Source organism: Streptomyces sp. NPDC041970, from assembly GCF_055588985.1.
Genome location: NZ_JBVJCD010000013.1, coordinates 88,532 through 105,554, shown reverse-complemented (window position 1 = coordinate 105,554; position 17,023 = coordinate 88,532). Strand labels below are relative to the sequence as shown.

13 protein-coding genes are annotated in these 17,023 nt (G+C 72.6%); 1 reads left to right on the top strand and 12 read right to left on the bottom strand.

Translation table 11 applies throughout. From position 1 onward, the window contains the following. Window positions 1-72: 72 nt before the first annotated feature. The 10 genes from ACZ6EJ_RS10175 to ACZ6EJ_RS10130 all read right to left on the bottom strand — a co-directional run bounded on the left by ACZ6EJ_RS10175 (window position 73) and on the right by ACZ6EJ_RS10130 (window position 12,473). Complete coding sequence (locus ACZ6EJ_RS10175) at window positions 73-594, bottom strand: hypothetical protein (protein WP_469265959.1); 522 nt, start codon at window positions 592-594, stop codon at window positions 73-75. Between the two features lie 128 nt (window positions 595-722). Further along, a complete protein-coding gene (locus ACZ6EJ_RS10170) occupies window positions 723-3,065 on the bottom strand; it encodes a xanthine dehydrogenase family protein molybdopterin-binding subunit (protein WP_469265956.1) in 2,343 nt (780 codons plus the stop codon). A gap of 79 nt (window positions 3,066-3,144) precedes the next feature. Further along, the gene (locus ACZ6EJ_RS10165; protein WP_469265953.1) at window positions 3,145-5,289 is read right to left on the bottom strand and encodes a (2Fe-2S)-binding protein; all 2,145 of its coding nucleotides are present in this window, start codon (window positions 5,287-5,289) and stop codon (window positions 3,145-3,147) included. Beyond that, complete coding sequence (locus ACZ6EJ_RS10160) at window positions 5,286-6,182, bottom strand: FAD binding domain-containing protein (protein ID WP_469265951.1); 897 nt, start codon at window positions 6,180-6,182, stop codon at window positions 5,286-5,288. Before ACZ6EJ_RS10160 ends, ACZ6EJ_RS10165 begins: the two co-directional genes overlap by 4 nt. 290 nt (window positions 6,183-6,472) lie before the next feature. Next, window positions 6,473-8,122, bottom strand: a complete 1,650-nt coding sequence (locus ACZ6EJ_RS10155; RefSeq protein ID WP_469265949.1) for a beta-N-acetylhexosaminidase — start codon at window positions 8,120-8,122, stop codon at window positions 6,473-6,475. Between the two features lie 4 nt (window positions 8,123-8,126). Then, window positions 8,127-8,975 carry a carbohydrate ABC transporter permease gene (locus ACZ6EJ_RS10150; RefSeq protein WP_469265947.1) on the bottom strand — a complete coding sequence of 283 codons (849 nt, stop codon included), beginning with the start codon at window positions 8,973-8,975 and terminating at the stop codon, window positions 8,127-8,129. Further along, entirely contained in the window at window positions 8,972-9,958 is a 987-nt protein-coding gene (locus tag ACZ6EJ_RS10145; RefSeq protein ID WP_469265945.1) for a carbohydrate ABC transporter permease, read from the bottom strand. Before ACZ6EJ_RS10145 ends, ACZ6EJ_RS10150 begins: the two co-directional genes overlap by 4 nt. Before the next feature lie 2 nt (window positions 9,959-9,960). Continuing rightward, window positions 9,961-11,265, bottom strand: a complete 1,305-nt coding sequence (locus ACZ6EJ_RS10140; protein ID WP_469265943.1) for an extracellular solute-binding protein — start codon at window positions 11,263-11,265, stop codon at window positions 9,961-9,963. Window positions 11,266-11,549: 284 nt separating this feature from the next. Beyond that, window positions 11,550-11,846 carry a DUF3039 domain-containing protein gene (locus ACZ6EJ_RS10135; RefSeq protein ID WP_124268457.1) on the bottom strand — a complete coding sequence of 99 codons (297 nt, stop codon included), beginning with the start codon at window positions 11,844-11,846 and terminating at the stop codon, window positions 11,550-11,552. 30 nt (window positions 11,847-11,876) lie between these two features. After that, window positions 11,877-12,473 carry a YqgE/AlgH family protein gene (locus tag ACZ6EJ_RS10130; RefSeq protein ID WP_469265941.1) on the bottom strand — a complete coding sequence of 199 codons (597 nt, stop codon included), beginning with the start codon at window positions 12,471-12,473 and terminating at the stop codon, window positions 11,877-11,879. A 286-nt stretch (window positions 12,474-12,759) separates the two neighbouring features. On the opposite strand from ACZ6EJ_RS10130, the gene murA reads away from it, so the two are divergent. After that, complete coding sequence (murA, locus tag ACZ6EJ_RS10125) at window positions 12,760-14,100, top strand: UDP-N-acetylglucosamine 1-carboxyvinyltransferase (RefSeq protein WP_469265939.1); 1,341 nt, start codon at window positions 12,760-12,762, stop codon at window positions 14,098-14,100. A 664-nt stretch (window positions 14,101-14,764) separates the two neighbouring features. Here the strand turns inward: murA and ACZ6EJ_RS10120 are convergent. Together ACZ6EJ_RS10120 and ACZ6EJ_RS10115 are read right to left on the bottom strand one after the other, a co-directional pair. Then, a complete protein-coding gene (locus ACZ6EJ_RS10120; RefSeq protein WP_037692421.1) occupies window positions 14,765-15,046 on the bottom strand; it encodes an HU family DNA-binding protein in 282 nt (93 codons plus the stop codon). A gap of 378 nt (window positions 15,047-15,424) precedes the next feature. After that, on the bottom strand, window positions 15,425-16,861 hold the full coding sequence (locus tag ACZ6EJ_RS10115) for an NAD-dependent malic enzyme (protein WP_469265937.1): 1,437 nt from the start codon (window positions 16,859-16,861) through the stop codon (window positions 15,425-15,427). Between the last annotated feature and the right edge of the window lie 162 nt (window positions 16,862-17,023).

Below are 17,023 nucleotides of genomic sequence, written 5' to 3'. Positions count from 1 at the left end.
GAACGATGTCGAACCCATCTCACTCCCCCGTCCGTACCGGTGACCGCCGCGTCATGCTCGCCCCGGCCGCCATCACCCGCTCACACCGTCGTCGGTCGGCGCGGGCTGCGGCGTCTCCCCGCCCGTCCCGCCCGGCTTGTTCTCGCCCGGCACCGGGTCGTACACACCGGGGTAGTGCTTCTCCACGCCCGCCTTGATGGCCAGCATCCGCTGGCGGACGTCCTCGTCGAGGTTCGCGTAGCCGTTGTGCGAGGCCAGGACCGCGATGCCCAGGCCCTCGATGGAGTCGGAGAGCAGCTTGGACAGGGTCTCCAGCTCGGTGACGACCTTCTCGTACGACGTGAAGAGCCTGGCCGCCTCCGGCCAGGCCGGGTCGCCGAACTGGTTCGAGCCGATGGAGATCTCCGACAGCTTCCTGGCATCGGCCGGCGACGCCTTCAGCTCCACCAGGATCTCGTCGATGCGGTTGCGGAACTTGGTGAACGACTCCAGCTCGGTGTACAGCTCCGCGAACGTGTTCTGCGCCGCGGCGATGGCGCCCCCGATGAATCCCCCGAAGGGGCCTGGCCCCTCAGAGCCCTCTCCCGTCGCCACAACACCCTCCCCGTTGTCCTGCTGGTACCGCTTCGAGGGTCACTGTAGTCAGCACCGGTGACAGCGTGCACCCTTTGATTGCACGTGCAATGCGTGTCACACCGCGCCCTGGAGCGATAACAAGCCAGTCAGGACTGGGGTGTTGCCACCGCCGCCTGGGGCCTGATGGGCAGTCGGTTCACGGGACGACCGGTTGCCGAACGCACCGCCGAGGCGACGGCCGCCGGGGCGGTGACGACCGGGGCGGCGGAGACGGGCTTGGCGCCGAAGGGGGCCACCACGTCGCGTTCCTCGACCAGTTTGACAATGCGGATGTCCGGGGCGTCCAGGGAGGTCGGCAGGGCGTACCCGGTGAGGTCGGGGTGGCGGATCAGGCCGCGGGCGGTGCGGAGGTTCTCGGTGAGGGCCGCACCGATGCCCTGGGTGATGCCGGCCTCGATACGGGTCGCCAACTGCGCCGGGTTGAGGACGCGGCCGACGTCCTGGGCGACCGCCATCTCGACCACGCGGACGGAGCCGAGCTCGACGTCGACGTCGACCACCGCCCGTACCGCGCAGAACGCGAGGCCGACGAACGCGTCGCCCTGGCCGGACTCGTCCAGGGGCTCCGTGGGGTGGGGCCGGCACTGGGCGGTGGCCCACAGCTCCTTGCCGTCCAGCGCCTCGCCGACCGTCGTGGACAGCACGCCGTCGTACGAGGTGATCTTGCCGTCCGCGATCTGGAGGAGTTCCGTGGACATGCCGAACTTGTGGGCCAGCGGCTGGAGGAGCTGGGTGCGGACCATCTTCGCGGCGCGCTCGACCGCCCCGCCCGAGACCCAGGTGTGGCGGCCGTGCGTCGCCGGGCCGGCCGGGGGCTGGTCGGTGTCGACGGCGGCGACGTGGACCTCCTCGACGCCCAGGGTCTCCTGGACGATCTGGCGGGCCAGGGTGGTGAAGCCCTGGCCGGTCTCCACCGCCGCGCAGATCACCGTGGCGACGCCGTCGTGCACCCGGACCGTGGCCGTGGAGACCTCGTCGGTCCCCTCGGCGCCGAGCATGTGCACCATGCCCACGCCGTAGCCCACGCCCCGGCGCACCGCCGCCGGTTCGCCCGCGCCCTCGGGGCCGCCGGGCAGCAGCCAGTCGTCCTCGGGGACGTCCGCGGGGAGCGGCGGGAGCGGGAAGTCGCGTACGGCGTTGAGGAGTTCGGCCACCGGGGCCGGGCAGGTCACCGTCTGCCCGGTGGGCAGGATGTCGCCGGTGGACAGGACGTTGCGCAGGCGCAGCTCCGCCGGGTCGATGCCCAGCTTGGCGGCCAGCTTGTCCATCTGGCCCTCGTACGCCGCGCAGACCTGCATCGCGCCCTCGCCGCGCACGTGGCCGGAGGGCGGGTTGTTGGTGCGGACGGCCCAGCCCTCGATGAAGGCGTGCGGGACGACGTACGGGCCGCAGGCGAACGCCACGGCGGCGGCCAGCGACTCCGCGGAGGAGTCGGCGTACGCGCCCGCGTCCAGCAGGATCTGGGCCTCCACCTTGACCAGGCGGCCCTCGGCGTCCGCGTGGTGGCGGTAGCGCAGCAGGGTGGGGTGGCGGTGGGTGTGGCCGAGGAAGGACTCCTCGCGGGAGGCGGCCAGCTTGACCGGGCAGCCGGTGCGCAGGGCGAGCAGGCCCAGCGGGATCTGGAAACCGGGGTCCTCGCGGTCGCCGGTGGCGCCGGGCACCCCGGTGACGACGACCTTGACCCGGTCCGGTTCCAGGCCGAAGCAGGCGGCGGCCAGGTCGCGGTCGGTGTGCGGGTCGGTGGAGGCGGTGTAGATCTCGACGCCGCCGTCCGGGCGGGGCACGGCGAGACCGGCCTCCGCGCCGATCGGGGCGGGGTCCTGACGGCCGATGCGGTACAGGCCCTCGACGACGACCTCGCCCGCGGCCTCCGCGTCGCCGTACCGCAGGGGGATGTGCCGGATCAGGTTGCCGTCGGGGTGCAGGGGCTCGGCCGCGAACGCCTTCTCCGGGTCCGTGACCGGCTCCAGCACCTCGTACGCGACGGCGATGGCGGCGGCGGCCAGCCGGGCGGTGTCCGGGTGGTCGGCGGCGACCGCGGCGATGGGCTCGCCGTGGTGGCGGACCAGGTCGGACGCGAAGACCGGGCGGTCCACGACGTGCCGCCCGTAGTTGCTGTCGCCCGGCACGTCCTCGTGGGTGATGACCGCGCGCACGCCGGGCATCTCGGCGGCCGCCGAGGTGTCGATGGACAGGATGCGCGCGTGCGGGTGCGGGGAGCGCAGCACGGCGGCCCACAGCAGGCCCTCGGCCCAGAGGTCCGCCGCGTACGGGAAGGTGCCCTCGGTCTTCGCGCGGGCGTCGGCGGCCGGCAGCGAGGCGCCCAGGCCGAGCCGGGGCTGCTCCTGGCCGGGGCCGCCCGGTCCGCCGCTGGTCGCGTCGATCCTGGGCAGGCTCGTGCTGGTCGCGTTGGCCGCGTCGCCGCTCACGCCGCCTCCTTGTCGTCCGCCCCGCCGGTGTGGCGGCAGGAGATGAGCTGGGGTGTCGCAGGGTGCTGCCGGGCGTGCCTCACAGCGCGTCCCCCTCGTGCGGGTGGGGCTGCTGTACGCCGCCGGCGCCGGGCTCCGCCTGGTGCGGGATGCGCACCTCGTCCTGGGCCGGGGCCGACGTCTCCGCGCTCGCCTCGCGGGCGGCGACGACGTCCGCCACGGCGTCCAGCACGCCCCGGTAGCCGGAGCAGCGGCAGAGGTTGCCGCAGAGGGCCTGCCGGGTCTCCCTCTCGCTGGGGGCGTGGTTGCCCTCCAGCAGGTCGTGGACGGTCATGGCCATGCCGGGGATGCAGAAGCCGCACTGGACGGCTCCGCAGGCGGCGAGGGCGCGTTGGACGTCGGAGGGCCGGCCGTCGACCGCGAGCCCTTCGACCGTGCGCACCTCGCTGCCCGCCGTCGTGACGGCGGGGACGAGGCAGGAGGCGACCAGTCGGCCGTCCACCTGGACGTTGCACGCTCCGCACTCGCCCTGCGAGCAGCCGTCCTTGGCCCCGGCGAGGCCGAGGCGCTCCCGGAGCACGTAGAGCAGCGACTCGCCGATCCAGGCGTCGCTGACCGGGCGGTCCATGCCGTTCACGTGCAGGACGTACGAGGCCGAGGGGTGCTGGCTCGGTACGTCCACGGGGGCGGCGGCCGCCTCCGGAGCGGGTTCCGGGGCGGACTCCGGGGCCGCTTCCGGAACGGTCTCCGGGGGGGCGGGCGCGGCGGCTGCCTCCTGGGCGTCCACCGACTCCGCTGAGACCTCCTCCGCCGCGCGCTCCGGCGTGTCCGGCGTGTCGGGCGTCGGCTCCTCCGCAGCGGGTTCCGGGTGGTCCTCGGCCGTGGGCTCCGGCTCCGCGTCCGCCTCGGGGTCCGGTTCGGGGGCGGGGGTCTCCGCGGCTTCCTCGGGCGCCGGGGCCGGTTCCGCCTCCGGCGTGGCCCAAGGGGCGGGGGCGCCGCCCGGCAGCGTCGCCGGGGGCGTCGTGTCCCCGTACCACTGCGGGTGCGCCGAGGCCAGGTACTCGCCCGAGTCGCCCGGGAGGTCCCCGTCCGCCACCGGGACCGTCCACTCGCCCGTCTGCGCGGGGTGACCCGCGTACGCGACGGGCCCGGTGGGGGCCGCGGGGTCAGCGGGGGCCGTGTGGCCGGTGGGGGCCGTGCGGTCCATGAAGCTTGTGTGGTCGGCGTGGTCCGAGGGATCCGGGAAACGCACGTGGCCCGTGTGGTCGGCGTGGTCCGTCTGGTCCGAGCGCTCCGACTGGTCCGGGAAACTCACGTGCCCCGTGTGGTCGACGGGACCCCTGTGATCAGCGAAACCCACGCCGTCCGTGTGGTCAGCGTGACCTGTGTGGTCAGCGTGACCCGTGTGATCCGCGAAGCCCGCCTCATCCGTGCGGTCGGTGAAGCCCACGCGATCCGCGTGCTCCGCGAGGCCCGCCGGATCCGTGCGGTCGGAGAAGTCCGCGTGGCCCGTGTGGTCGACGTGGCCCGTGTGATCCGCGTGGCCCGCGTGGTCATCGTTCCCCGCGCCGTCCGCGTGCCCCACCCGGTTCGGGCGTTCCGCGAAGCCCGCCTGGTCCCCGTAGCCGGTGTGACCCGCGTGGTCGGCGAAGCCCCCGTGGCCCCCGTGGTCCGTGTAACCCGTGTGCCCGGTGTGGTCCGTGGGCGCCGGCGGGTCGGCCGCGGGCTCGCCGGAGGCGGTCGGTTCCGGCGCGGGCGCCGCCGGGACGTTCGGCGCGGCGCCGAAGGCGTCGGTGTAGTTCCACTGGGCCGTGGAGTGCGACGTGTTCTGGTACGGGCTCGCGTACCCGCCCTGCTGGTTCGGGTCCGGCCAGTGCACCTCGGCGGGGGCCTGGGCGGCGGCCTCCCGGGCGCGCTGCTCGTCCCGCCCGTCGCCCTGCGCCGGGTGGTGCTGCGTCTGGAGCACCCAACTGCCCGTCGCCGCCGGGTCCAGCCCGGCGGCCGGGGTCAGCGGCACGATCATCGGCGGCACGTACCCCTGGCCGGGCGCGGCCAGCGGGATGTTGGCCAGGTCCTCCGGCGGGAGGTGGACGAACGCGGTGGCGTCGACGTCGTAATCACCGCTCTGCGGCGTCGGCTCCCACCCCCCGTACCGCGGGTCGGGTCCGGGGTGGCCCTGTCCGCCCTGCCGCCCCTGCTCGTCGGGGGATTCCTCATTGCTCACGACAGTGCCCTCCCCAGCGCGCGTCGGGCGAGCGCGGCGACGGTGCGCCGCAGGTGGAGTACGGCCGGGGACAGCGGCGGCGCCTCTGTCCCGTCGGCCGCGGGTGCGTTGTCCGGGATGCAGGCCGCGGCGACGTACTCGCCGAAGGCGGCCAGGGCGTCGGGGGCCAGGCCCCGCGCGCCGTCCCAGTCGATCAGCGAGGCGATCCAGTGCTCCGCCTCCAGGGGCCGCAGCGGCATCGGGGCGATCGCGCCGACCGCGCAGCGCACTCCGCGCCGGGCGGGGTCGAGCACGATGGCGACCGACGCGGTGGCGCGGCCGGGGCCGGTTCGGCCGGTGGCCTTGAGGAACACCTGCGGGGCGTGCAGCAGCGGTACGCGGACGAAGCCGATCAGCTCCGCGGGCCCCAGCAGTTCGCGGCCGGCCAGCAGGTGCGAGACGGGGATCTCGCGGCGGGCGCCGCCGGGGCCGGCGATGACCAGCTCGGCCTCCAGCGCGGCCAGCACCGGCAGGGCGTCGCCGGTGGGCGCGGAGGTGGCGATGTTGCCGCCGAGCGTTCCGGCGTTGCGGATCTGGGGCGGGCCCGCGGCGCGTGCGGAGGCGGCGAGGGCGGGGATGAGGGCGGCGAAGTCGGGGCGGCCCATGCGTGCGTGGGTGAGGCCCGCGCCGAGCAGCGCGTGGCCGTCCTGGTAGTGCCAGCCGCGCAGTTCGCTGATCCGACCGAGGCCGACCAGCCCCGAGGGGCGCAGGAGCCCCTTGTTGACGGCCGCCATGAGGTCCGTGCCCCCCGCGACCGGAACGGCCGCGGGCATGGCGTCGAGTGCCGCCACGGCCTCGTCGAGCGAGGCCGGCAGCGTCACCGACTGCGTCGCCTGCGGTGCGTGCGTGCTCAACCCTGCTGCCCCTTCCCGGTCTCCCGGCTGTCCCGCCTGTTGCGCCGTACGGTACGTGTTCACAGCCCGGACGTGGCAACTCTGGCACATCTTCCGAGCGGACCGACGCGAGGGTCCACGAAGGGTGGATGCGTCCCTGACCTGGGGAATGGTCCCGTTTCGCACCTCTTCGACCCTGAGAGTGAATCACCACTCCCCAGCACGGTTCGTACGACTTACGCGGTTCGCCGGGACGCCGTCCGCCGCGGCCCCCGGGGGGGGCCGCGGCGGACGGCGGTTCGGGCGCGGGCTCACACCACCGGCGGCGCTCCCTCGATCGGGCGACCGAGGACGCCGGGGCGGCGCTGCCACGGCAGGGGGCCGCCCGGCGGGCGGTAGTCGACGCCGAGGGCGTCGAGGCGGGCGTAGTGGGCCGTCATCCGGGACGCGAACGCGGTGAAGTCCCGTTCGTCCGGGGCGGGGAGGGCGGACCAGGCGACCTCCGCGAAGGCGGCGAGGCGCGGGAAGACCTGGTAGTCCACGCGGGCCCGGTTCTGCATGACCTCGGTCCAGACGTTGGCCTGCGTGCCCAGGACGTGGCGGGCCGCCTCCTCGGAGAGGCCCGGCGGGACGGGTTCGAAGCGGTAGACGTCCTCCAGGGTGCGGACGTACCCGATGGGCATCGGCTCGTCGGGGCCGCCGTCCTGACGGTGGTCCAGGTACACCTGCTGCTCGGGGCACATCACCACGTCGTGCCCGGCCTCGGCGGCCGCGATGCCGCCCGCGTAACCGCGCCAGGAGGAGACGGCCGCGCCTTCGGGCAGGCCGCCCTCCAGGATCTCGTCCCAGCCGATGAGGCGGCGGCCGCGGGCGGTCAGCCAGGTGTCGAAGTGCCGGATGAACCAGGACTGGAGCCCGTCCTCGTCGCCGAGGCCGAGTTCGGCGATCCGGGCCTGGGCGGCCGGGGACTGCTTCCACTGGTCCTTGGGGCACTCGTCGCCGCCGACGTGGATGAACGGGGAGGTCTCGGCGGGGAAGAGTTCCAGCAGCTCCTCGAAGACGCCTTCGAAGAAGCGCAGGGTGGTGTCGGTGGGGGCCAGTACGTTCGGGTTGATGCCCCAGTTGTCCCAGACGGAGAGGGCGGTGGTGTCGATGACGTCGGTGTTGCCCAGCTCGGGGTAGGCGCTGATGGCCGCCTGCGAGTGGCCGGGAATGTCGATCTCGGGGACGACGCGGATGTGCCGTTCGGCGGCGTGGGCGACGATCTCGCGGATGTCGTCCTGGGTGTAGTAGCCGCCGTGCGGCGTCTCGTCCCACAGCTCGGAGGCCCGGTGGCCGTACTTGGTGCGCGCGCGCCAGGCGCCGACCTCGGTCAGGCGCGGGTAGCGCTTGATCTCGACGCGCCAGCCCTGGTCGTCGGTGAGGTGGAGGTGGAGGACGTTGAGCTTGTGGGCGGCCAGCAGGTCGATGTAGCGCAGGACGTCGTCCTTGGGCAGGAAGTGCCGGGAGACGTCGAGCATGAGGCCGCGCCAGGCGAAGCGCGGCGCGTCCTCGATGTCCACCGCCGGGACGCTCAGGGCGCGCCGCGGGGTGATCGGCGCGCGCCGGAAGGCGTCCGCGCCCAGGAGTTGGCGGAAGGTCTGCGCCCCCCAGAAGAGGCCGGCCGCGCTGCCGCCGCGGATGCGGACGGCGTGCTCGTCGACGGTGAGGCGGTACGCCTCGGGGGCCAGCTCCTCGTCGAGCGTCAGGGCGATGCCGCCGGGGCCCTCGGCGAGGGGCAGCCCGGTGGCCGCGCCGACGGTGGTGCGGAGCCAGCGGGCCACGCCCTCGGCGCCCGGCGCGGCGCTGAGGGCCGTGCGCTCGTCCAGCCGGTACGCCGGGGCGTTCGACGGCCGGTCCAGGGTGCGGGGGGCCGGGATCAGGCCGGGGGCGGCGGGGTGCGTCGTGTCCTCGGATGTCATGGCGTCAGTCCTTAACCGCTCCGCCCAGTCCCGAGACGAGGCGTCGCTGTACGAGTACGAAGAAGACCAGTACGGGGATGGTCATGACCGTCGAGGCCGCCATGATCCCTCCCCAGTCGTTCTCGTCGGGCTTGAAGAACACCAGCAGCGCCATCGGCAGGGTGGACTGCGAGGTGTCGCTGATGATGAACGACTTGGCGAACAGGAAGTCGTTCCAGGTGGAGATGAAGGAGAAGACGCTGGTCGCCACGAGTCCGGGGAAGACCAGCGGGAAGAGGATCTGCCACAGGAAGCGGGTGCGGCTCGCGCCGTCGATGTAGGCGGCCTCCTCCAGCGCCTCGGGGACGGCCTTGACGAAGCCGCGCAGCATCCAGATGGCGAAGGGCAGCGAGAAGGCGAGGTGCGGCAGGATCAGCGAGCCGAGGGTGTTGAGCTGGCCGAAGTCCCGCATGAGGAAGAACAGCGGGATGGCCAGCGCCTCCACGGGCACCATCTGCGCGACCAGGAACATGATCAGCAGGGTGGTGCGGAACTTGAAGCGGAAGCGGGTCACGGCGGTGGCGGCCAGGAAGGCGATCAGCGCGGAGGCGATGACGACGGTGCCCGCCACCAGCAGGCTGTTGAGGAAGTAGCGGGCGAAGTCCTGCTGTTCGAAGACCCGGCGGAACGAGTCGAGCGAGGGCGCGAGCGTCCAGGGGCGGGCGTCGGTGGACTGGATCTCCCCGGCCGGTTTGAACGCCGAGAGCACCATCCAGTACAGCGGGAAGGCGACCGCGACGGCGATCAGCAGGGCGGCGGCCTCGGCGGCCAGCCGTCCGGGCCGTTGGACGCGCAGAAGCGTGCGTGCGCTCACAGTTCCTCCCCCTGGCGCCGGACGAGGCGCAGATAGACGAGCGTGACGGCCAGCAGGATCACCAGCATCACGACGCCGATCGCCGATCCGAGGCTGTACTGCGAGGACGCGAACGCCTTCTGGTACGCGTACACGTTGAGCACCAGGTTCTGGCCGGCGATGCCGCCGCCGTTGGTCATGACGTAGATCTGGGTGAAGACCTTGAAGTCCCAGATGATCGACTGGATGGTGACGACGACCAGGATGGGCCGGAGCATCGGGGCCATGATGGTGCGCCAGATCCGCCACTGCGACGCGCCGTCCAGGGAGGCGGCCTCCAGCACCTCGGTGGGGATGGCGCGGATGCCCGCGTACACGGTGACCATCACGAACGGGAACGAGCACCACAGGACTTCCAGGAGCACCAGGGCGAAGGCGCTGTAGCGCCCGTAGGTCCAGGAGAAGTCGCCGAGCCCGAGCACCTTGTTGACCGGGCCGAAGTCGGGGTCGAAGAGGAAGACCCAGACGGTGGAGCCGGTGATCGCGGGGGTCGCCCAGGCGCCGAGCGCCGCCATCATCAGCACGAGCCGGGGCAGGGCGCGGATGCGGGTCAGCAGCACGGCGAGCGCGCAGCCGACGGCGAGGGTGGCCAGGACGCAGGCCGCCGCGAAGACCACGGTGGCGAGGAGCACCTGCCAGAACTGGCTGTCGCCGAAGAGCGTCCGGTAGTTGCCGAAGCCCTGGAAGGTGGTCGGTTCGCCGCCGCTGACCTGGGCCTGGGTGTACTCCAGGAACGAGATCAGGCCGAGCTGGTAGATCGGGTAGACCAGCAGTCCGGCGAGCAGGACGAGGGCGGGCAGCAGGTAGAGCCAGGGGGTCCAGCCGGAGCGCCGGAGGGGCGACGCCGGCCGGCCGCGCCGGGGGGAACGGGCGGCCGGCGGGTCGCCGCCCGCCGCGGCGGGGGCCGCGGCGGGGGTCTTGTGCGGGGTGGTGTGCGTGGTCATCGTCAGCCCGCGGCGGCGAACGCCGCGTCCATCTTCTTCGCCGCGTCGTCCGAGGCCCGCGCCACGTCCTTACGGCCGCTGACGATCTCCTGGAACATCGTCGGCAGGACCAGCGAGGCGTCGATCTGGCCCCAGCCGGGCGAGGCGGGGACGAACTTGGCTCCCGCGCCCAGCGTCTGGACGAACGGGGCGACGAAGGGCTGCTTCTTCGCGGCGTTGTCCAGGACGTCGGTGTAGGTGGGGAGGAAGCCCATCGCGTCGAACATCTCCGCCTGGGTCCGCTTGCCGGTCAGCGACTTCATCAGGTCGACGGCGAGGGTGCGGTGCGCACTGCTCTTGAGGACGCCGATGTTGTTCCCGCCCGCGAAGGCGGGGGCGATGGAGCCCTCCGCGACGCCGGGCAGCGGGACGACGGCGTACTTGCCCTTGACCGAGCCCGCCTCGACGGCCGCGTGGCTGAAGTCGCCGCCGATCGCCATGGCCGCCTTGCCGGAGGCGAAGGCGGTCACGGTGGCGTTGCCGCCCATGGAGGCGCACTTGGCCGCCGGGCAGTTGTCGTCCCCGAAGAGGGAGGTGTAGGCCTCGATGCCCTTGCGGGACTTGGCGCTGTTGATGGCCGACTTGTACGTTCCGCCGCTCTCGCCGGCGATCTCGCCGCCGTTGGCCCAGATGAAGGGCATCGCGCCGTAGGTGTACGCGCCGCCGACCGCGAGGCCGTAGAGGTCGGGTCGGGCCTTGCGGACCTTCTTGGCGGTGGAGACCAGCTCGGCCTGGGACTTGGGGGCGGTGAGCCCCAGGTCCTCGAAGACGTCGGTGCGGTAGTACAGGGCCCGGACGCCGACGAAGAAGGGCGCGCCGTAGACCTTGCCGCCGACGGTGACGGACTGCTTGGCGATCGGGTCGGCGTCCTTGGCCTCGTCCCAGGCGTTGAACTCCTCGGTGACGTCGGCGAGTCCGCCGTCCTTCACGTAGCCGGCCGTGTCGGAGTTGCCGTACTCGATGAGGTCCGGAGCGCTCTCCGGGTCGTTGAACGCGGCCTTGATCCGCTGCGCGCGGGTGTCGACGGGGATGTACTCGACCTCGACCTTCGCGCCGTCGTGGCGCTTCTGGAACGCGTCGACGGCCGCGTCGACGACCTTCTCCTTGGGCTTGTTGCCGACCTCCTGGAAGAGCCAGACACGGAGCGTGCCGGTCTTCGCGTCACCCTTGGCACTGGTGTCGGAGGTCTGCGGTGCGCAGGCGGTGGCGGTGAGACCGGCCAGCACAAGCACCGCAGCCGGGGCGGCCATTCGGGCAGAAAGCTTCATCCGGAACCCCTACCGTTCGTGCGTTGCACTATGTGCAACAAGCGTTTCGTTCTGCACAACTGGCAGGAGAGTAGATCCAGGTTTGGACGCCGACAAGTGGTCTCCACCACTCTGTGACCCGCGGATGCATCCCGTGCAACGCGACGGCCCGGTCACCGGCGGTGACCTGGTACGCGAAAGGCCCCCGGAACACGCGGCGGAGCGCGTTCCGGGGGCCGTGCCGCCGCCGGGGCCGCGGTGCTGCCGGGCCCGGCGGGGTGAAGCGGTGGAGCGGGGCGGTGGACCTACTTCTTGTCCTTGCCGCCGCCCTTGCCCTTGTCCTTGTCGCCACCGGCGCCCATGGACTCGTAGATCTCCTTGCACATGGGGCAGACCGGGTACTTCTTGGGGTCGCGCCCCGGTACCCAGACCTTGCCGCACAACGCGACCACGGGGGTGCCCTCCAGGGCACTCGCCATGATCTTGTCCTTCTGGACGTAATGGGCGTAGCGCTCGTGGTCGCCGTCGCCGTTCGACACCTGCGGCGTCGGCTCTACGAGGGTCCCCGTACCTGCCCCGCGCTCGGGCTCAAGAGTGCTCATAACCGCCAAGGGTACTGAAAGCCTCGGGCATCAGTTGAGCGAAGGGTCGTCCGGGTAGGTGGCGATCATCGCCAACTCGCTGCGCTGGCGGCGGAGCACCGCGCGCCAGAGCCGCTCGGGGCGCGGGCAGGAAACGTCGCCGGGCTCCGACTCGACCACGTACCACGCGCCTTCGCCCAGCTCGCGCTCCAGTTGCCCCGGTCCCCAGCCCGCGTATCCGGCGAAGATGCGCAGCGATCCGAGCGCGGCGGCCAGCAGCTCCGGCGGGGTGTCCAGGTCCACCAGGCCGATCGCCCCGTGCACCCGCCGCCACCCCACCGGGCCCGCGGCGCCCGTACGGGGGCGGGGGCCGGAGGAGGGGGCCTCGCCGGGGATCACCGCCACGCCGAGCGCGGAGTCCAGCGAGACCGGGCCGCCCTGGAAGACGACGTCCGGCTCGCCGGTCAGCCCGGCCCAGGGCGCGAGGATGTCCCCGACGCCCACCGGGGTCGGGCGGTTCAGGACCACGCCGAGGGAGCCCTCCTCGTCGTGGTCGAGGACCAGCACCACCGCGCGGTCGAAATTGGGGTCGGCGAGGGCGGGAGTGGCCACGAGCAGTCGCCCTGTGAGCGAGGACACCTCGGTCATGGCACAGATGATCCCGCATCGCCGCCCCGCGCGGGGGCCGGGCGGGCAGGTTGCCCGCCCCGGAAGTACGAGCGCAGCTCAGGCGCACGGAGGCAGAGGGAGCGCGCCGCGCGGCGGGCTCTCGGGGGGCCATCCGGACGGTGACCCTCCGCGAGATCGGGTGCGCGGAGGGTGTTGTGGCGGATTCATGACGTTCGTACACCCCCCTTCGCCTGCCGGAAGCGGGGTAGGAGGCCATTACCCTTTTCGTTGGCCCCCTGCCCGACCACTCCGGAACGCGAGATACATGACCGGCACAGACGATGTCCTGCTTGTCCACGGCGGCACCCCGCTGGAGGGCGAGATCCGCGTCCGAGGCGCCAAGAACCTGGTGCCGAAGGCGATGGTCGCCGCGCTGCTCGGCAGCGGGCCGAGCCGTCTCCGCAACGTGCCCGACATCCGTGACGTACGGGTGGTCCGCGGACTGCTGCAGTTGCACGGCGTCACCGTCCGCCCCGGCGACGAGCCGGGCGAACTGATCCTCGACCCCTCGCACGTCGAGAGCGCGAACGTCGCCGACATCGACGCCCACGCGGGCTCGTCGCGCATCCCGATCCTGTTCTGCGGCCCGCTGCTGCACCGCCTGGGCCACGCCTTCATTCCGGGGCTGGGCGGCTGCGACATCGGCGGCCGGCCGATCGACTTCCACTTCGAGGTGCTGCGCCAGTTCGGGGCGACCATCGAGAAGCGGGCGGACGGCCAGTACCTGGAGGCCCCGCAGCGGCTGCGCGGCACCAAGATCCGGCTGCCGTACCCGTCGGTGGGCTCCACCGAGCAGGTGCTGCTGACCGCGGTGCTCGCCGAGGGCGTCACCGAGCTGTCCAACGCGGCCGTCGAGCCGGAGATCGAGGACCTCATCTGCGTCTTGCAGAAGATGGGCGCGATCATCTCCATGGACACCGACCGGACCATCCGGATCACCGGTGTCGACCGGCTCGACGGATACACCCACCGGGCGATCCCGGACCGCCTGGAGGCGGCCTCCTGGGCGTCGGCGGCGCTGGCGACCGAGGGCAACATCTACGTGCGCGGCGCCCAGCAGCGTTCGATGATGACCTTCCTGAACACCTTCCGCCGGGTCGGCGGGGCCTTCGAGATCGACGACGAGGGCATCCGCTTCTGGCATCCGGGCGGCGCGCTCAACGCCATCGCGCTGGAGACGGACGTCCACCCCGGCTTCCAGACCGACTGGCAGCAGCCGCTCGTGGTCGCGTTGACGCAGGCGGCGGGGCTCTCGATCGTCCACGAGACGGTGTACGAGTCGCGGCTCGGCTTCACCTCCGCGCTCAACCAGATGGGCGCGCACATCCAGCTCTACCGGGAGTGCCTGGGCGGCTCGGACTGCCGCTTCGGGCAGCGCAACTTCCTGCACTCGGCGGTCGTCTCGGGGCCGACCCGGCTCCAGGGCGCGGATCTGGTCATCCCGGACCTGCGGGGCGGCTTCTCGTACCTGATCGCGGCGCTGGCGGCCCAGGGCACGTCCCGCGTGCACGGGATCGACCTGATCAACCGGGGTTACGAGAACTTCATGGACAAGCTCGAGAAGCTCGGCGCCAAGGTCGAACTGCCGGGCGGCCCGCGCGTCTGACGCGCCCGCGCGTCCGGCCCGCCCACCGGTCGGCACTCCGCCCCGGCTCCGTCGTCAGGAGCCGGGGCGGAGTGCTGTCCGGGCAACGGTCCGCACGCCTGCCGAAGCGGCGGGCCGCCCGGCCCCGGCGGGCGTAGGAGCCGGTGGGCGTACGGGGGGCCGGTAGGCGTACGGGGGGCCGGTAGGCGTACGGGAGCCCCGGCAGGCGTACGGGGCCGGTAGGCGTACGGGAGGCCAGGCAGGCGTACGGGGCCGGTGGGTGTACGGGAGCCCGGTGGGCGTACGGGGACCGGTGGGCGTACGGGAGGCCCGGCAGGGTGGTGCCTGGCCCTGCTCGCGTACGGGGCCCGACCGGTGCACGGGGCCCCGGCGGGCTGCGGGGGCCGATGAGCGTACGGAGGCCGGCAGGCGTACGGGACTCCTGCGGGCGTACCGGGCCCGGTGGCCGTACGGCGGGCCCCGGCGGGTTACGGGTCCCGTACGCGCGCACGGGGCTCAGCAGGCGTACGGGGCCCCGGCGGGCGCAGCGGACACCCCCGCGGACGTACGGGCTCCGGCGCCGCGTATGGGACCCCCGCGGGCCTACGGCCCCGGCTGCGCCTCCGCACGCGCGAGGGCGGCCGCCCCCGGTCGGGGACGGCCGCCCTCCTGTGCGCCTGTGGGGTTACTTGCCCTTGGCGGCTTCCTTGAGCTTCGAGCCCGCGGAGACCTTCACGCTGTAGCCGGCGGGGATGTCGATCGGGTCGCCGGTCTGCGGGTTGCGCGCGGTGCGAGCGGCACGGTGGGTGCGCTCGAAGGTCAGGAAACCGGGGATGGTGACCTTCTCGTCGCCCTTGGCGACGATCTCACCGACGGTCTCGGCGAGCGCGGCCAGCACGGCGTCGGCGTCCTTGCGAGTCACCTCGGCGCGGTCGGCCAGGGCGGCCACCAGCTCACTGCGGTTCATGTTGTTACTCCCGTGTTCTTCTTGCCTGTGAGGCGTGAGATCGAAGCCGATGCTGCCAGGGCCCTCTGACAGTCCCCGGACCCGGGTCTGATGTCAGACCCTCTCGCCCGATTACGCATCCTGCCCCCACCAGCGGCGGGAAAGCCAATCCGGAACCCTTCGGAGTCAATGAGAAGCGCCACGGTTTGCCCGTGGGTGACGCTCCGTCGACTTGGCCGAGCGGTCCGCAGCGGATGCCGGGCCCCGCAGGGCCCACTGCCCGCCCACCCTAAAGGGGCGTTTGGGGCGTCGCGACCCGCGACGCGCCGTGGGGCCGGGCCGCGTACGGCCCGGAACGCCCCGCTGCGGCCCCTGCGGGCCGCACGGGGCGGGCCGGGGTCAGAGGGAAGCGGAAGGGGCCGTACCGGAGCCCGTGACGGCCTTGGCGGCGGCACGGACGGCTCCGGCGACCGCGCCCGCGACCTTGTCGTTGAAGACCGAGGGGATGATGTAGTTCGCGTTGACCTCGTCCTCGCCGACCACGTCGGCCAGCGCACCGGCCGCGGCGAGCATCATCTCCGTGTTGACGGTGTGGGACTGAGCGTCCAGCAGACCGCGGAAGACGCCCGGGAAGACCAGCACGTTGTTGATCTGGTTGGGGAAGTCGGAGCGGCCGGTGGCGACGACCGCCGCCGTCCGGCGGGCGACGGCCGGGTCGACCTCGGGGTCCGGGTTGGCCAGCGCGAAGACGATCGCGCCGTCCGCCATCGCCGCGACGTCGTCGCCGTCCAGGACGTTCGGGGCGGAGACGCCGATGAAGACGTCGGCGCCGACGACGGCCTGCTTGAGGGTGCCGGTGACGCCCTCGGGGTTGGTGTTGTCGGCGATCCAGCGCAGCGGCGAGTCGGGGTCGGCGGCGACCAGGTCCTCGCGCCCGGCGTGCACCACTCCGTGGATGTCGGCGACGACGGCGTGCTTGACGCCCGCGGCGATGAGGAGCTTCAGGATGGCCGTACCGGCGGCCCCCGCACCGGACATGACGACCCGTACGTCCCCGATGGCCTTGCCCACCACGCGCAGGGCGTTGGTCAGGGCGGCCAGCACGACGATCGCGGTGCCGTGCTGGTCGTCGTGGAAGACGGGGATGTCCAGGGCCTCGCGCAGCCGGGCCTCGATCTCGAAGCAGCGGGGGGCGGAGATGTCCTCCAGGTTGATGCCCGCGAAGCCGGGGGCGATCGCGCGGACGATGGAGACGATCTCGTCGGTGTCCTGGGTGTCCAGGCAGATCGGCCACGCGTCGATGCCGGCGAAGCGCTTGAAGAGGGCCGCCTTGCCCTCCATGACGGGCAGCGCGGCCATCGGGCCGATGTTGCCCAGGCCGAGGACCGCGGAGCCGTCCGTCACGACGGCGACGGAGTTGCGCTTGATGGTGAGGCGGCGGGCGTCCTCGGGGTTCTCGGCGATGGCCATGCAGACGCGGGCGACGCCGGGGGTGTAGATCATCGAGAGGTCGTCGCGGCTGCGGATGGGGTGCTTGGACGCCATCTCGATCTTGCCGCCGAGGTGCATCAGGAACGTACGGTCGGAGACCTTGCCCAGCAGGACGCCGTCGATGCCGCGCAGGCCCTCGACGATCTCGTCCGCGTGCGAGGTGGAGGTGGCCGCGATGGTGACGTCGATCCGCAGCTTCTCGTGGCCGGAGGCGGTCACGTCGAGGCCGGTGACCGAACCCCCCGAGGACTCCACGGCCGTGGTGAGCTGGGAGACCGCGGTGCCGCTCGCGGGCACCTCCAGCCTGACCGTCATCGAGTACGAGACGCTGGGCGCCGTTGCCATGGCCGAGTCCTTCGCTTTCCTTAGCTTCATTGCCGCGCATCCGGAATCTTCGTTCCGGACACGTTTCCCGATCGTCGCACCTACTGGCGGGTAGCCGGTAATGACTGCCACGCTTCGGAAAGTACTTTCCACCATACGAGAACTAGCCGCTGCGGCGGAACC

Bases quoted from the DNA above. Each gene is read 5' to 3' on its own strand.
- ACZ6EJ_RS10135 (WP_124268457.1), bottom strand. From the start codon at position 11,846: ATGAGCACTCTTGAGCCCGAGCGCGGGGCAGGTACGGGGACCCTCGTA.
- ACZ6EJ_RS10140 (WP_469265943.1), bottom strand. From the start codon at position 11,265: ATGAAGCTTTCTGCCCGAATGGCCGCCCCGGCTGCGGTGCTTGTGCTG.
- ACZ6EJ_RS10130 (WP_469265941.1), bottom strand. From the start codon at position 12,473: ATGACCGAGGTGTCCTCGCTCACAGGGCGACTGCTCGTGGCCACTCCC.
- ACZ6EJ_RS10115 (WP_469265937.1), bottom strand. From the start codon at position 16,861: ATGGCAACGGCGCCCAGCGTCTCGTACTCGATGACGGTCAGGCTGGAG.
- ACZ6EJ_RS10145 (WP_469265945.1), bottom strand. From the start codon at position 9,958: ATGACCACGCACACCACCCCGCACAAGACCCCCGCCGCGGCCCCCGCC.
- murA (WP_469265939.1), top strand. From the start codon at position 12,760: ATGACCGGCACAGACGATGTCCTGCTTGTCCACGGCGGCACCCCGCTG.
- ACZ6EJ_RS10155 (WP_469265949.1), bottom strand. From the start codon at position 8,122: ATGACATCCGAGGACACGACGCACCCCGCCGCCCCCGGCCTGATCCCG.
- ACZ6EJ_RS10120 (WP_037692421.1), bottom strand. From the start codon at position 15,046: ATGAACCGCAGTGAGCTGGTGGCCGCCCTGGCCGACCGCGCCGAGGTG.